Below are 14,525 nucleotides of genomic sequence, written 5' to 3'. Positions count from 1 at the left end.
CCGGCCTGAGATGGCGGAGCCATCGGAGGGGAAGGGGATCCATAGCGCCAGCCGGGATGTGGATCCCCTTCCCTCGCCTCCGGCTCGCCGGGGATGACACCCACTCCCGTCATGGCCGGCCTTGTGCCGGCCATCCCGATCCTGAAAAGCGCGGCGCCTCAGATCATCGGGATCACCGGCACAAGGCCGGTGATGACGTCAGGGATGTCTCCGAAGTTTCTCAAGCCGCGAACTTCAACAGCTTGATCGCCGCATAATCCTGCACGCCGCCACCCACGCGCTTGGTGGTGTAGAACAGCACGTAGGGCTTTGCGGAATACGGATCGCGCAGCACGCGCATGCCGGCCCGGTCGACGATGAGATAACCGCGCTTGAAATCGCCGAAGGCGACCGCGCATGCATTCGCCGCGATATCCGGCATGTCCTCGGCTTCGACGACGGGGAAGCCCATCAGGGTCGCCGTCTGGCCGAGGCTCGCGGGCGGGGTCCAGAGGTACTGACCGTTGTCGTCCTTGAACCGACGGATCGCACTCTGCGTCTTACGGTTCATGACGAAGGAGGCGTTCTGGCGATAGCCGCTTTTAAGCGCGTAGATCAGGTCCACCAGCACATCGGACGGATTGTCGGTCGGGAAGGTCGCGCCGCCGGTCCGTATCGTTCCGAGCTTGCCCCATTCCCAGATCTCCTCCTCGACCGTGTCGGCGGAGAGAAAACCTTTCGGCTTGTTGACGCCGTCGCCCTTCACGAAGGCAGTGCTTTCCTGCTCGGCGAAGGCCGCCTCGACCTCCTCGGCGATCCAGCGGTCGATATCGACCACCGCATCGTCGAGAAGGGTCTGGGTAGCGGCCGGCATGGCATAGAGCTCCATGGCCGGGAAGCTCATCTCGGAGAGCGTCGGGCTTGCGGTCTGCGGCCGTGCCGCGGTCTCCCCGACCCAGCCCGTTGCCGGACCCGTGGTGGAGAAGGCGCGCTTGTACTGGCCGCCGGAAATCAGCCGCACCGACGAGATGGCGCGGATCGGCGAGACGGCGGAGAGGCGGCGCAGAACCTCGCTCTCGACCGTATCGGGCACGAGATAGCCGCCATCCGGGCCTGAGCCGGCGGACAGCGCCTTCTCCTCGAGCCGCTTCAACCCCGACGCCTCGCCGGAGCGGATATAGGAATGGAACGCCGCCTTGTGCTCCGCCTGGGCCGGATCGCGTGCGGCCTCCGCGCCAGCCCCGAGCGGCGCGCGCGAGCGGTCGAGGGCGAGACGGTCGAGACGGCGCTTGGCGTCGTCGAGCGCGCTGTCGATGCGGGTGAGTTTCTCGTCCGTCACCACGTCGCTCGAAAGCCGCGTCTCGATCTCGGACAGGCGCGTATCGTTGGCGCCCTTGAACGCCTCGAAGGCACGGGCGAAATCCTCGAAGGCCGAGGCGACATCGTCGGAAACGGATTTGGTGTCTACAACTGGGATCATATCAATCGTTCGTTTTGAAAGGGCCTAAAAGAAAAGGCCCGCCTTCCGGCGGGCCCGTTGATCTCCCTGTGAGGAGAATACTTACATATGCCGCGCCGTGCGGCGCGCCGACCGCGCGACGGTCGGACCGGTCACAGCACCGACCGCACCGCCGGCCACCGCGCCGACGGGGCCTGCTACCGCACCGACGCCGGCGCCGACGGCGGCGCCGCCGACCCGTTCTTCCGTGGTGGTGCAAGCTGCGGCCGCCAGGCCGAGGAGTGCAACGAAAGCGAGTTTCTTCATCAAAACCTCCCGAGACAACGGAACACAGACACCCGCCCTCTCAGGACAGGGCCCGCCGTATCCGCATTCGTGCGGGCGATCATCTAACGCGCACCTACGGACTAGGTTCAGGACAATAGTCGCACCGTCGCCTTGCGGATGCTGGCGGCGAGTTCCGGTGCCGTGTTCTTCACGGTCTCGACCCGCGCGTCGGGCAGCATCGGGAAGGTCACGACGGAGATCTCCCACAGGTCGAGCTTCTCCAGCCGGCGCAGGCCGGTGGGCCGCTCGGCCCGGGCACGCTCGACGCGAAAGCCGATGGAGAGCCCGTCGACGGCCCCCTCGCGCATGAGCGCGTGGATCTCCCGCGCGCGCTCCACCGCGAGGTTGAGCTTGCCGCGCACGCGCAACCCGCGCCGGTCCTCCGCGATGAGGAGCCAGCGCCCGATGGGCTGCGCCGGATCATGCTGCCAGAGCAGCCGCACCCCGTCGCGCGGCGTTTTCTCAAGGTATCCGAGAACGCGCCCGGCATGACCACATCCTTGCCGAGATCGGCCTCGCCGAACAGGCTGGCATAGCCCTCGAACACGCCGTCCGCGTCGATGGCGTTCAGCGGTTCGGCCAGGAACTTCCGCTCCTGGATGATGGCGATGCCGGGCCTCATCGCGCGGCTCCGCGTGCTGCCGTCCTTGGTTTGGCGTCGAGCTTTTCGAGCTGGCGCACGAAGTCGCGGAACACGAGCGTGGCACGGCTCTGCCCGTCCCGCGCGGCCTTGGGCTTGCGCGGCGTGCGAGCGCTGGAGCGTGTCATGGAAGATCTCCCGAATGGCGGCGGTTGAAGAGGGACAACTCGCGCACGAACGCGTCGAACCGGCGATTGGCCGCGAACAGATCGCGTAAGGTCATGGCGAGCAAAGCGGACGCCCCACTCGCCCAGACGAACAGGGCGAGATGGGCAAGATCCCCGCGCCGGATGACGGCTTCGGTGATCTGGTCGAAAGTGTTCATGATTTGTTCCTGCGCGAAAGCTCCATTGAGGGTGGGTGCGCGTGGGGGTGAAGTGGTTTTTGCGAGTAGGACGGTTTGGGTGAGCGTGCTTCGTCTGAGTGCTTCGTGTGCGCTTCGCCTGTGTATTCGCGGACCTTGATGGGGGTCACTCGGACGGCGAAGGCGATCCGGGATCGTCGGCGGGATGCGGCGCCTGAAACCCAACGCTGTCATCCCCGCAAAGGCGGGGATCCATAGCCGCCACGTCTGCAGGAAGAGCGCAGCGGCTTCCCGTTCGCTTGTTCGGCACCGTCTGATTTGACTGATGCCGGGTTCCGCGACACGACTCCGGATCTCCACGGCGCTTCGTCCGAGACACCTCTCCCCGTCATAGCCGGCCTTGTGCCGGCCATCCCGACCCTGTGAAGCGCCGCGCTTCAGTCAACCGAGATCACCGGGACGAGCCCGGTGATGACGTTGCGTGTGCGGGGACTGCCCCGCACTTCTCACGCCCGCCCCTTCCCCGCGGCGGCACGCCCATACCCCACCGCCTCGCGCTTTTCGTCGTCGGACAGGAACGCCGCCGCCGTCACGCGCCGCCAGAGGCTTTCGCGTTCGTCGGCGAGCGCCTCGATGGCGTCGAGGTCGGGTTCGAGCCGCAGGGTCTCACCGAAGGCCGGCGCGAGCCAGTGCGACAGCGATTCCGCCGTGCGCTTCACGAGCGGGATCACGGTCTGGCGGTAGAAGGCGCGGTTCGCTTCGGCGTAATTCGCATGGGTGCTGTCGCCGGGAAGGCCGAGCAGCAGGGGCGGCACGCCGAAGGCGAGTGCGATCTCTCTGGCTGCCGCGGCCTTGGACTCGACGAAGTCCATGTCCTTCGGCGAGAGCGACAGCGGCCGCCAGTCGAGGCCGCCTTCGAGGAGCAGCGGGCGGCCCGCGTTGCCGGCGCCTTGATAGTTGACTTCCAGTTCACCCTTGAGCCTGTCGAACTGCGCATCGGTGAGGGTCGCACCGCCCACCACGAGCGCGCCGGAGGGCCGCGCCGCGTTGTCGAGCAGGGCCTTGTTCCAGGCTCCCGCCGCGTTGTGGATGTCGAGCGCGATCGCCGCCGCTTCCATGGGCGAGAGACCGTAATGATCGTCGACCGGGTGAAACAGCGTGAGGTGCAGGATCGGCGCCAGCGCCTCGTCCTCGCGAATGGCGAAGCGCACATTCTGCGTGCCGACCGCATAATCGTAAGCGGCGGGCCAGCCGTCGGCGTCGGGAACCACGCGCATCCGGTCGGGCCGCAACACATAGAGTTCGTGCGGCGCGCCGTCGAGGCTCACCGCCTCCACATAGGCGTTGCCGGACACCATCAGGTGCCCGTAGAGGCTTTCCAGAAAGCGCTGCCCACCCTCGCGCGCATTAGGCCGGGAGAGCAGCGCGAGAAGCGGATGCGCCGTGATCTCCCTGCCCTCGCTCTTGAGCACGAGCGGCAGCGTCGCCGCCGCCTCGGACACCAGCCGCACCGCGCGGTGCACGATCGCGTTCTTCTGGAATCCCTCGCGGGACAACGCCGCGTAATCGCGCGGCGTCCACACGGCGCGCCCGGCGACATAGAGCGCGATGGCACTCTGCACGCGCGAAGCCTTGGCCTCGGGCGGCGCCTGAAGCCAGCGGGTCAGTCGATTGAACATGAGAAACTCCTGCCCGGGATGAGGGCATGAAGGGTGAATGAGGGCGAAGCATGTGAGCCTCGGCGGATTTCCCCGTCATGGTCGGGCTCCATCTCGATGCTGTGTAGCGCCGCGCCCTTCGGATCGAGATCACCAGGACAAGCCCGGTGATGACGTGGAGGAGGTAATGACGTGAGAGGTGTCATTCCCGGCCGCATCAGGCCGGGCCGAACGGTTGCATCAATCCTCGACGTCATGGCCGGGCTTGTCCCGGCCACCCCGATGCCGTGAGGCGCGGCGCTTCAGGCCGTCGGGATCACCGGGACAAGCCCGGCGATGACGTGAGAGGTGGCATCCCGGCCTGGGGCCGCCGAGGGTGACAGCGCGATGCCGCCTTCCGATACAAGGGCACATCACTGCCTTGCGTTGATTCAGAATGGCGACAACTTCCGCACCTGGTGATGAAGAAGGCGGCAATTCTTGCCGTGTTGTCATTGGACGGTCATAGGCCATGGGGTAATCTTGAGATGTTGCGGGGCATCCGGCGACATTCACGCGCCAGCCGAGTTGGTCCCCCCTCTCGGCTGGCGCGACCATCAGTTTCTCGAGCTCTGTCGTCCTTTCTCCTGTTTGGGACGACACGAGGCAGATGGCGGGGCGGATCGGCACGGATGGACTGCCATCCGCCCCAGCCTTCCAGCGACCGAACACTCCCACCTTCGAGAACCCGTCAGCGCCGTTGCAATGCTCCTTTGGAGACAGGCGCGCCCGAAAGGCTCACTCCATCAGGAGACGTTGAGGATCGTCCGCCGCCGCTTAGCTTATGAACCGTGACCCCATCTTTGCCCCTACGGGAGTCACGGCGCCCCGGCCGGAGATGTGCGTGAACACCGTCCTCCGGCTGGGGCGTTTTTCTGCTGTTGTATCAAACCTCATCCTGAGGAGCAGCGAAGCTGCGTCTCGAAGGGGGATCCAGAGCGCGCTGGTCACGCCTGATCCTTCGCGCCCGCCACTTCCGGCCTGCAACCTTCGGTGATGTCACCCTCCGCCGTCATGGCCGGCCTTGTGCCGGCCATCCCGATCGGAAGAGCGCGGCGTCCTTCGTATCGGGATCACCGGCACAAGGCCGGTGATGACGTGAGCAGCTTATGGCCCTCATGGCCTTCACAGCATCCGCACCCGCGGCTCGCGTCTCTCCCGCAGCATCAGTTCGGTCAGCGCCCAGACGAGCGCGTCCATGCGGTCGGGCGAGCGGCCCGACGTGAGGCCGCCGGGGCCGAAATCGCAGAGTTCGTCCTCGAGCTCCGGCAGCGCGCCCACATGGCGCACGCGGCTCTGCGCGTAGAGCACGGAGACCGGCTCGGCGCGCAGATACTTGCCGCGCGTCGCGCGCACGCCGACGACCGGCACGGACGGATCGACCTCGCGGATCACGCCGGTCGCCATCTCGCCGCCCTGGTTCGTCTCGACGACGAGCGCATCGGCCTCGAGCCGTCGATAGAGCGCCACGGCTTTGGCGGCCCAATCCGGCGGCTTCAGGCCTGAGGCCGTCGCGTCCTCCAGCACATACGAAACGCCACTTTCAGCCACGCCGACTGCGACGATCCCGCAGGCATCGGCACGTTTCGACGATGAGGCCGGCGGATCGACGGCGACGACGATGCGCATGAGAGGCGGCGCGGCGCAGACGCGGTTTGCCTCGATGACATCGCGGGTCCACAGGGCGTCGGGGCGATCCTCGATGATGTCGCCTTCAAGCTCCTGCCGGCCGAGACGCGTGCCCGCATAGCGGCGCATCACGTTGTCGAGAAAGACGGGCGCCAGGTTCTCCGCGTTGTCGGATGTCCTGACCCGCGACACCGCCACCGTCGGATCCGCGAGGAAGCGCTTGATGAGCGGGATCGGGCGCGGCGTCGTCGTCACCATCTGGCGCGGATGCGCCCCGAGGCGAAGGCCGAACTGCAGCATGTCCCAGGTCTCCTCCACGTGCCTCCATTTGGCGAGCTCGTCCGCCCACGCGGCCTCGAATTGCGGACCGCGCAAGGAGTCGGGATCCTCGGCCGAAAACACATGCGCCACCGCGCCGTTCGCCCATTCGAGCTTGCGCAGCGAAGGCGACCAGGCAGGCCGCTCATGGCGCGCATGGATGGAGAGAATGCCGGCAGGCCCCTCCACCATCACGTTGCGCGCATCCGAAAAGGTCTCGCCGATCAGCGCGATGCGACGGGAGGCGTCATGCGCAAAATCAGGTTTGCCGAGCGCGATGCCGCGCACCCATTCGGCGCCCGTGCGGGTCTTGCCCGCCCCTCGTCCGCCGAGCATGAGCCAGATCGTCCACGGATCGTGCACACGCGCCAAGCCCGGCAGGCGCTGCTCGGGCCGGCAACGGATCGGCCAATGACGCAGGACTTCTTCGAATTCATCTTCAGACCAGGATGCCGTCGCGTCCGCGAGCCTCCTCTTCCGCGATAACCCGGTTAAGGTGGTGAGCAAGCTCGTCGCGCAGCTCGTGGAGGCTGCGCCGTGGTTTGTTGTCGTGATGCTCGGTTTCATCGAGCCGTGAGCCTTCCTGTTCCAGGAGAGCCCGGGCGGACGCCAGCGTCTTGGCATAGGAGGCGAGCCTACGGGCCGTCTTGTCGTGATCCTTGGCGCGACCGGTGCGCTGCTCGTCCATGAGAGCGTCGATCTGCGCCCGCGTCGCCTGCGCCAGAGCCCGCGCCGCATCGTTGACGGAAGCGGCGGCAGCCTTCTGAAGGCCTGCGACTCCGCCCTCGTCCTTCGCGGCCTTGCTCAAGGCATTCTCGGCAAGAACGGCCTGGCGCGGCGGCCAGCCCCAGCGCTGGCGCAGCCGCGCAAAGCTGCTCGGGCTTACGCCGAGAAATTTCTGGATGTCCGGCAGATGCTTCTTCGGCTCGCGGGCATAGTATTCCCAGGCCTGCCGCTTCTGCTCGTCGGTAATCTCGATTCTCTGGGGCATGAATTCTCTGAGGCCTGAAAAAGCCAACAAAAAACCGCCCAAGCGGGGGCTTGAGCGGCGGAGGTTGCACCGGACCTGTGAAGCGGGGCTGCATTCACACTTCCTCAGTGTTCACGTTTTGTACTCTATCAGCGTCCCGCTGTCAAGGTGAATTTTCCAAGGTGGCGGGATGCCCTCTCCCCGTCATGGCCGGCCTTGTGCCGGCCACCCCGACCCTGGGAGGCGCGGCGCCTTTCAGCATCGGGATCACCGGCACAAGGCCGGTGATGACGGGTGGGGCATGACACTATCCCTGGTCACGCGCTTCTCGGTCGACTGTCCTTGGTCACATCCTCCCCGTCATGGCCGGGCTTGTCCCGGCCATCCCGATCCTGTGAAACGCTGCGGCCTCAACCCATCGAGATCACCGGGCCGAGCCCAGTGATGACGAGGAGAGTGTCATTCCCGGCCGGAGCGCAGCGGAGGGAAGGGAATCCACTTGCACGCGAGGAACAACGGAGTCCCCTTCTCGGCTCTGCGAGCCGCCCGGGGGACGACACGGCTCATCACCCCGGCCTTGTATCGGCTATGAAGAGAAGAATGCCGCTTTGTCATTTCAGCGCTAAAAAGCGAATCGATACCTCTCCGGTCGAATCCCTTCCCATTTCAAAGACGTTCGCGGAAAGTTCTCCTACTAAGTCTTATGCCGGACATTGTTACGCGATTCCGCGATCAAAATCGGAACATATGAGCAATGAAGTGAAAACCTGGAAACGATCTAGGAAAGCAGATGCCAGCAACCCCTATGAATAGGCAGCCACTCGTTTGAAGGGCAATACTTAAGAAGACTAACTAATAACCTATATGGACATGTAGGTTACGGGGAAATTCTGATGCAGCGCCGGGTCTTACGGTCACGGAATGATCACATCCACGGCGATCATCTCGTGATCCGACACGGCCCTGCCCTCCTCATCGGCAGCCGGGACGATCTGCGGATTGCTCGGCGCAAGACCGCGCACGACGATCCAATCGAGCTTGCCGAAAGGCGGCTTGTGCTTGTCCTTCGGACCCGGAGTCTGCGTCGGGAGCGCGAGATTGGCGCCGGCCCAGGCAAATCCAGCCTGCCTGAGATCGGCGAAGAGCGGCTCGCAGCGCTCGGGAGCCTCAAGCAGGAGATGCCGCTCGTCATCGGTGCGGGGCAGTGCCTTGGTGTTGAAGTCTCCGGCGATCACGCAAGGCTCACCGGGCGCGATGACATCGAGCGCCCGCAGCAATGTCCGGATCTGCGCCTGCCGGTCGGCGGGATCGGTCTTGCTTTCGAGATGGGTGCCGACGACCCACACGGGTCTCGGGGCGCCGGCGATGCGGGCGGCGAGCGCCATGCGCCCACCGATGCGCCTCTGCGCACCCTTGAAACCGGAGAACCACAACCCGTTCTCCTCGAGCGGGATCAGGTGCGCCGCCTCCAGGGTGAACCCGGTTACGATGGCATTGCCATGGAGGCTGCAGGCGTTGCGTTCGCCCGCATGCTCGTGCATCTCGCCGCGGTCGCCGAGATCGAGCTCCACGTATTCGACGCCGTAGAGATATCCCTCGCCGGTGCCTGCGATCAGGTCGCGAATGTTGTGCACGTTGCCGGAGCGCGCCATGCCGAGATCGACTTCGCTGAACAGGGCGATATCGGCACCCGACTGTTGCATGAGGCGGCGGGTCGCCGGCCGGTTCTTGAGACGCTCGGCGTTGAAGGCCGCAATCCTGAGCGTCCCCGTCCATGGGACAGGGTGAGCGGGGACAGGGTGAGCGGGCGGAGCCTGTTCGACGGCGCGAAAAGCGGGAACGCGTTCCAAGAACACCTGATGAGCATTCTCCCGCAGGATCGAGGCCCGCCGTGCCTCCTCCAGGAGAGAAGCTTCCGGAGCCTCGAGTTTGGGGACAATCCGATCGATCACAGGGCGCATGGAAGAAGCGCTTCGAAAAAGTTTTATCGCTTGTCGGAATTAGGGCGCTTTGCTGCTTGACGGAAACGCGCGTCTCAGGAATTTTTTAGCATGGCCTTAGGAACTTATTGGGACCTAAGCCGTTACTTGTCCGCATCAAGCTTTGCCGGGGAGAAAGCCCATGGTCTTTTGGGCTACTGTTTTCGCGCTCGTCACGGGCGCTTTCGCCTATTGGGGCGACCTCTCTTCCGCTCTTGTGAGCCTCGCCGAAATCGGCGGCGTCATTGCTCTGTTCATGCTCGTCTGCGCCGCGGAAGTCTTCAGCATTCCGAAGAATCCGAGCTTCGACGAAAGCCACGCCCGGCCCAAATCCTGAATCCGGGACTGCACGACCGCCCGGGTTTGATTGCCAGGCTTCATGGACGGTGCCGACGAGACATCTCATTCCACATCCGAGACAAGCGCGTCTCGAGCCTAACGTGGCGTCGTTGCGCCTCGCTAGAACTCGTGATTATGTTTCAGGTCGTGAGCATGTCCAGCCGCGCTTTGCCCGCATCCTTCAATTGGCGGCCGACCCTCGCCCACGAGGTCGAGCGCTGCAAGCTCAGCCCTTGAAAGGGCTGCAGGGCATCGGAGATGCACTCTATCCCGCGGCCGTCGGATCCGGAGCCATGGGCGTTCCCATCACCTGGCCGACGCTGAGAACCGCCACGGTCCGCGCCAGGTCATTGACGACCCGAGGCGCTCATCGGCACGATCGACCCGCCGCTTTCTCGAGCGATCTCAAGCACGTTTTCAAAAGGCCCATAGATCATTAGTCGATAGAGCCGTCAGGCTTCTTGCGGACGTAACCGAATTTAGTGTCAATAGGGCCAAGTGACCAAAGTCACGATCCAGAGAGGAAAAGAACAATGAAACGTCGTCAGTTTTTGCAGGCCGCCACAATCGGCGCCGCCTCGACCGCGGTTGCCGCCCCGGCCATCGCCCAGTCCATGCCGGAAATGAAGTGGCGCCTGCAATCGGGCTTCCCCAAGGCCCTCGACACCATCTACGGCGCGTCGGAAGTGATCGCGAAGTTCGTCTCCGAGGCGACCGACGGCAAGTTCCAGATCCAGCCCTTCGCGGCCGGTGAGATCGTCGGCACGCCCCAGGTGGCCGATGCGGTCGGCAACGGCACGATCGAGCTCGGGCACACCTGCTCCTATTACTACTTCGGCAAGGATCCGACGTTCGCCCTCGGCACGGCGGCTCCCTTCGGCCTGAATGCCCGCCAGATGAACGCCTGGCTTTACCAGGGCGGCGGCAACGATCTGCTGAACGAGTTCTACGCCAAGCACAATCTCTACGGCATGCCCGCCGGCAATACAGGCGTGCAGATGGGTGGCTGGTTCCGCAAGGAGATCAAGACGGTTCAGGACCTCCAGGGCCTGAAGATGCGCATCGCCGGCATCGCCGGCATGGTGCTCCAGAAGCTCGGCGCCGTGCCGCAGCAGATCCCCGGCGGCGACATCTACCCGGCTCTCGAGCGCGGCACCATCGACGCCGCCGAATGGGTTGGCCCTTACGACGACGAGAAGCTCGGCTTCTCGAAAGTCGCTCCGTACTACTACTATCCGGGCTTCTGGGAAGGCGGCCCCGCGATCCACTTGTTCGTCAATCAGGCCAAGTGGAAAGAGCTCCCGAAGGCGTATCAGGCGATCCTGACCGCCGCTTCCGGCTATGCCAACAACGACATGCTGGCCAAGTACGATGCCCGCAATCCGGCCGCCCTCCGGCGTCTCCTCGGGGCCGGCACGCAGCTGCGTCCTTACTCGCAGGAGATCCTCGAAGCGGCCTACAAGGCAACCAATGAGGTCTTCGACGAGGTCTCGGCCAAGAACGCGGACTTCAAGAAGGTCGTCGATTCGGTCAAGGCCTTCCGAAACGAAGGGTATCTCTGGTTCCAAGTGGCCGAATACGCCTACGACACTTTCATGATCCGCGCCCGCGCCCGCGGCTGATCTCTCCGAAGTCATGATCTTGAGAAAGGGCGGCCGTTCGGTCGCCCTTTTTTGTTGACTTCGGTATCCCTACATAAGGCCCCTTCTCAACAGACATCGTGCCGTCCCCTTCGACCGGCGGTCGGCCGTCCTGTGAGTATCGAAGGGCAATCGACAGACAATGCGTTGGACTCTGCGGATCAGCTTTCTCCTCTTTCTGGCCTGGGCCATCTTCATGGTCTCGCCCTTCGTCGCGCTGTACGACATGTCCAAGGCCATCGAGGCCCGGGACATGGACCGGATCACGGAGCGGGTGAACTTCAACGCTCTTCGGGTTTCCCTCGCGCGCCAGATCCTGGGCGAGTATCTGAAGACGCAGGATCTCGACGGGCTGGGTCAGCAGGCTGCCACCCAGGCGGGAACCGCCGTCCTCAACCCAGTCCTGGAGGAACTCATCACGCCTCAGGCCGTCATCGACCTCCTCGATGACGGCCAGTTGCAGCGGGCTACGGGACCCCAGGGGCGCAACGGCAGTTTCTTCCCGCTCGGCTTCGACACAGCCTCTCTTGGGAAGGCTTGGCGGACCTTCATCATGTCGGAGACACAGGGTTTTCGTGCCATCACCATCCCGCTTCCGGCCGATGAACCCAGAGACAAGCAATTCAAGATTACCTTGCGCCTGAGGGGCACGACCTGGCGCCTGACCGGGATCGACCTCCCCGAGCCGCTCAAGGATGAATTGATCAAGCGAGCAGCAGCCGCGACGAAGTAGAACGCCCCGTTCCAAGGGTAATACTGGAACCTGAAGCATAACAGAAGCGTTCCCGATCAGACAAACATCTGATCGGGGATCGAGTTATGCGTAAACTTGCTTTTATTTTCGCCGCGGCATCCCTCTTGACCATGCCTCAATTTGCTTCGGCGCAGGAAGGAACGGCTGCCGGTGTCGCAACCGGCGCGGTGACGGGCGCCATCGTCGGCGGACCTGTGGGTGCGGTTGTCGGCGCAGGCGTCGGTGGCATCGCGGGCGGCCTCGCCGAGCAGAACGCGAAGATGCAGACCGCCCCCGGAATTGTCGTTGTCCCTGAGGCAGCAACAACCGGTTCGATCAATCAACGGACCTGCACGGTGGATACTTACGGCAATCAGGCCTGTACGGAAGTTGTGCGATAATAAGAAGTAGATCCAAGACATCGAAAAGCCCGCCTGAAAATGTCAGGCGGGCTTTTCGATACGCGGCACTCAATCAATTCCGATACACTCCTCGTCCACAGAGAAGAATATTTGAAACAATCATCAATGGACGAATAACCACCCGACCATTGCAAGCGGAAACACAGTGCCAAGAATAAAACAGATGACTTGTGAGGTCATTTGAATCCCCTCCATGGCACGACAACCAAGAAGGTTAAAATACGTTCCGCCGAATTACGAAACTGCACAAACGGACTTAAGATCAAGTCATAAAGATGTAGTCTCGAATAACTTGGATCTACATCGACATCGATGGAGGGAACCGAGCCTCGCCCCCTCGATTGTCACAAGGTCGAAGGTGAGGCGTAAACGATGAATGATCAGGACCGTTCCGTGCGAAGGCTCATGGGAGATGCGGAGTTCGTCCGAAAGACCCTCATCGTCCTCGGACTTGGCTTGCTGGCCCTCCTGCTTTGGAAGCTGTCGGATGTTCTTCTTCTCGCCTTCGGCGCCGTGCTGGTCGCCATTCTGCTGCATGCGGCCTCGGACGCGCTTGTGCGTTATCTCAGGGTGCCCGAACGCTGGGGCCTGACCGCCGCGAGCCTTCTCATCTTCATTTTGTTCCTCGCCATCATTGCCCTTTTCGGAACGCAGGTTCGGGCCCAGTTCTCCAACGTGGTCGAACGGCTTCCCTTCGCGATCGACAATTTCAGTAAACAACTGGGCCTCGGCGCCGTGAGCGACGATCTGTCGGAGATCGTGAACAATGCGCCGACCGGCGGAATGGCGGCACGTCTTGCGGGGATCGGCGGCGCCATTCTCGATGGCCTGGCGGATTTCATCCTCGTGGTGATTGCGGGTCTCTACGTTGCCGCCTCTCCGCGTCTCTACCGGGAGGGCTTCGTCAAGCTGTTTCCGATCCGCCACCATGCACGGGTCGAAAGCTCCCTGCAGGCGTCCGGACAGGCCCTGAGACTGTGGCTGACATCGCAGCTGATCGCGATGACCTGCGTCGCAGTGCTGTCGGCCATCGCCTTCTGGCTGATCGGACTGCCCTCGTCCATTGCGCTCGGTCTCATCGCAGGCCTCGCTGATTTCATCCCCTTCCTCGGACCGATCCTGGGAGCGCTGCCCGCCGTCCTGATCGCCTTCAGCGTGAGCGGAGAGACGGCGCTCTGGACCGTGCTGGCGGTCATCGTGATTCAGCAGATCGAGGGCAATGTCATCTTCCCTCTCGTCGCGAGGAGCGTGATCAGCATTCCTCCCGCCCTGGCCCTATTCGCCATCCTGATCGGCAGCGTTCTGTTCGGCACCCTTGGCCTGATCTTCGGCTTCCCCCTCGCCGTCGTCACCTACGTGCTGGTGAAGAAGCTTTACGTGCGCGAGACGCTCGGTGAGCGAACCGACGTTCCGGGCGAACCCGGCAATGACGGCAGGCAGGAGGCCGGCTCGTAGCCCTGAGGTTAGCTCGGGAATCGACCATCCATCATCTTTGATGGCTCTAAAGGCGCAAGCGGATTTACACCGAGCCGGAACCGGTCTGAAATGCCACCAGCGTGCACCCTTGAGGGCTGGGGCGCGTGCCTTACACTATGTTTGAGCTTGGGCGCGGCGGAATGAGGCTCTGCGCATTGTGCCGTCGGGCAAATCATGCAGGTCTCAAGTACTTTAGGTTCCGGAATTGGATTCTGAGATTGAGGTCGCGCGCAATCGACACGTAAAGCAGGGAGGCTGCCATGAAGGCATACACGCTCGGTATGATGGTGCTGTTGGGAAGCCTCTCGAGCTTTCCCGCCACGGCACAAGAACCTCCCCGATTCAACGTCGAGGCGACCTGCAAGGCGGCCCAGCCCCTCTCCGCCCAGGACACGAACCCGTACGAAAGCTGCATGAGGGATGAGACAGCAGCGGAACAGCAGCTCCGCGACATCTGGAGCAGTGCGGCTGTGAACCAGCGCAACATGTGCGGACAGGAAGCGCAGATTGGCGGGACGCCGAGCTATGTCGACATGCTCACCTGTTTGCAGATCGCCCAGGGAGCGACGCCGACATCGTCGTCGCGCCGCCGCAAGCCCGCGCAATAGGGGCT

General features: G+C 63.6%; 14 protein-coding genes and 1 pseudogene. 6 read left to right on the top strand and 9 right to left on the bottom strand.

The annotated features are described in order from the left end of the window. Positions 1-220: 220 nt before the first annotated feature. The 9 genes and pseudogenes from ACD578_RS03180 to ACD578_RS03140 form a co-directional block, all read right to left on the bottom strand. Positions 221-1,459 (bottom strand): phage major capsid protein, encoded by a 1,239-nt coding sequence (locus ACD578_RS03180; RefSeq protein ID WP_404290797.1) that lies wholly within the window; start codon positions 1,457-1,459, stop codon positions 221-223. Between the two features lie 81 nt (positions 1,460-1,540). Next, positions 1,541-1,744 carry a hypothetical protein gene (locus tag ACD578_RS03175; RefSeq protein ID WP_009493947.1) on the bottom strand — a complete coding sequence of 68 codons (204 nt, stop codon included), beginning with the start codon at positions 1,742-1,744 and terminating at the stop codon, positions 1,541-1,543. Between the two features lie 107 nt (positions 1,745-1,851). Continuing rightward, positions 1,852-2,387: pseudogene (locus ACD578_RS03170) on the bottom strand (HK97 family phage prohead protease). Next, positions 2,384-2,533 carry a hypothetical protein gene (locus ACD578_RS03165; RefSeq protein WP_404290795.1) on the bottom strand — a complete coding sequence of 50 codons (150 nt, stop codon included), beginning with the start codon at positions 2,531-2,533 and terminating at the stop codon, positions 2,384-2,386. Before ACD578_RS03165 ends, ACD578_RS03170 begins: the two are co-directional and overlap by 4 nt. Next, positions 2,530-2,730, bottom strand: coding sequence for a hypothetical protein (locus ACD578_RS03160; RefSeq protein WP_404290793.1), 201 nt, complete (start codon positions 2,728-2,730; stop codon positions 2,530-2,532). Before ACD578_RS03160 ends, ACD578_RS03165 begins: the two co-directional genes overlap by 4 nt. Before the next feature lie 485 nt (positions 2,731-3,215). Then, complete coding sequence (locus ACD578_RS03155; RefSeq protein ID WP_404290791.1) at positions 3,216-4,388, bottom strand: phage portal protein; 1,173 nt, start codon at positions 4,386-4,388, stop codon at positions 3,216-3,218. A gap of 1,143 nt (positions 4,389-5,531) precedes the next feature. Further along, positions 5,532-6,860 carry a DNA-packaging protein gene (locus ACD578_RS03150; protein WP_404290789.1) on the bottom strand — a complete coding sequence of 443 codons (1,329 nt, stop codon included), beginning with the start codon at positions 6,858-6,860 and terminating at the stop codon, positions 5,532-5,534. After that, positions 6,793-7,344 carry a hypothetical protein gene (locus ACD578_RS03145; RefSeq protein WP_404290787.1) on the bottom strand — a complete coding sequence of 184 codons (552 nt, stop codon included), beginning with the start codon at positions 7,342-7,344 and terminating at the stop codon, positions 6,793-6,795. Before ACD578_RS03145 ends, ACD578_RS03150 begins: the two co-directional genes overlap by 68 nt. Before the next feature lie 893 nt (positions 7,345-8,237). Beyond that, complete coding sequence (locus tag ACD578_RS03140; protein WP_404290785.1) at positions 8,238-9,284, bottom strand: endonuclease/exonuclease/phosphatase family protein; 1,047 nt, start codon at positions 9,282-9,284, stop codon at positions 8,238-8,240. A gap of 160 nt (positions 9,285-9,444) precedes the next feature. Here ACD578_RS03140 and ACD578_RS03135 point away from each other — a divergent pair, with 160 nt between their 5' ends. The 6 genes from ACD578_RS03135 (at position 9,445) to ACD578_RS03110 (ending at position 14,520) form a co-directional block, all read left to right on the top strand. Beyond that, a complete protein-coding gene (locus ACD578_RS03135) occupies positions 9,445-9,639 on the top strand; it encodes a hypothetical protein (RefSeq protein WP_404290783.1) in 195 nt (64 codons plus the stop codon). Between the two features lie 535 nt (positions 9,640-10,174). Continuing rightward, positions 10,175-11,263, top strand: a complete 1,089-nt coding sequence (locus ACD578_RS03130) for a TRAP transporter substrate-binding protein (protein WP_404290781.1) — start codon at positions 10,175-10,177, stop codon at positions 11,261-11,263. Between the two features lie 160 nt (positions 11,264-11,423). Then, complete coding sequence (locus ACD578_RS03125; RefSeq protein WP_404290779.1) at positions 11,424-12,014, top strand: DUF2939 domain-containing protein; 591 nt, start codon at positions 11,424-11,426, stop codon at positions 12,012-12,014. An 86-nt stretch (positions 12,015-12,100) separates the two neighbouring features. Continuing rightward, the gene (locus ACD578_RS03120; RefSeq protein WP_404290777.1) at positions 12,101-12,415 is read left to right on the top strand and encodes a glycine zipper domain-containing protein; all 315 of its coding nucleotides are present in this window, start codon (positions 12,101-12,103) and stop codon (positions 12,413-12,415) included. Between the two features lie 393 nt (positions 12,416-12,808). Beyond that, entirely contained in the window at positions 12,809-13,891 is a 1,083-nt protein-coding gene (locus ACD578_RS03115) for an AI-2E family transporter (protein WP_404290775.1), read from the top strand. 281 nt (positions 13,892-14,172) lie between these two features. Beyond that, complete coding sequence (locus tag ACD578_RS03110) at positions 14,173-14,520, top strand: hypothetical protein (protein ID WP_404290773.1); 348 nt, start codon at positions 14,173-14,175, stop codon at positions 14,518-14,520. The last annotated feature ends 5 nt before the right edge of the window (positions 14,521-14,525 follow it).

This window comes from Microvirga sp. RSM25, from assembly GCF_044784385.1.
GTDB classification, from domain to species: Bacteria; Pseudomonadota; Alphaproteobacteria; order Rhizobiales; family Beijerinckiaceae; genus Microvirga; species Microvirga tunisiensis.
Note: the sequence above shows the minus strand (reverse complement) of the source record. Positions and strands in the feature narration are given on the sequence as shown.

Excerpts from the sequence above, each read along its gene's own strand:
- ACD578_RS03180 (WP_404290797.1), bottom strand. The coding sequence starts at position 1,459 with ATGATCCCAGTTGTAGACACCAAATCCGTTTCCGACGATGTCGCCTCG.
- ACD578_RS03110 (WP_404290773.1), top strand. The coding sequence starts at position 14,173 with ATGAAGGCATACACGCTCGGTATGATGGTGCTGTTGGGAAGCCTCTCG.
- ACD578_RS03175 (WP_009493947.1), bottom strand. The coding sequence starts at position 1,744 with ATGAAGAAACTCGCTTTCGTTGCACTCCTCGGCCTGGCGGCCGCAGCT.
- ACD578_RS03135 (WP_404290783.1), top strand. The coding sequence starts at position 9,445 with ATGGTCTTTTGGGCTACTGTTTTCGCGCTCGTCACGGGCGCTTTCGCC.
- ACD578_RS03120 (WP_404290777.1), top strand. The coding sequence starts at position 12,101 with ATGCGTAAACTTGCTTTTATTTTCGCCGCGGCATCCCTCTTGACCATG.
- ACD578_RS03155 (WP_404290791.1), bottom strand. The coding sequence starts at position 4,388 with ATGTTCAATCGACTGACCCGCTGGCTTCAGGCGCCGCCCGAGGCCAAG.
- ACD578_RS03115 (WP_404290775.1), top strand. The coding sequence starts at position 12,809 with ATGAATGATCAGGACCGTTCCGTGCGAAGGCTCATGGGAGATGCGGAG.
- ACD578_RS03145 (WP_404290787.1), bottom strand. The coding sequence starts at position 7,344 with ATGCCCCAGAGAATCGAGATTACCGACGAGCAGAAGCGGCAGGCCTGG.
- ACD578_RS03130 (WP_404290781.1), top strand. The coding sequence starts at position 10,175 with ATGAAACGTCGTCAGTTTTTGCAGGCCGCCACAATCGGCGCCGCCTCG.
- ACD578_RS03125 (WP_404290779.1), top strand. The coding sequence starts at position 11,424 with ATGCGTTGGACTCTGCGGATCAGCTTTCTCCTCTTTCTGGCCTGGGCC.
- ACD578_RS03140 (WP_404290785.1), bottom strand. The coding sequence starts at position 9,284 with ATGCGCCCTGTGATCGATCGGATTGTCCCCAAACTCGAGGCTCCGGAA.
- ACD578_RS03160 (WP_404290793.1), bottom strand. The coding sequence starts at position 2,730 with ATGAACACTTTCGACCAGATCACCGAAGCCGTCATCCGGCGCGGGGAT.
- ACD578_RS03165 (WP_404290795.1), bottom strand. The coding sequence starts at position 2,533 with ATGACACGCTCCAGCGCTCGCACGCCGCGCAAGCCCAAGGCCGCGCGG.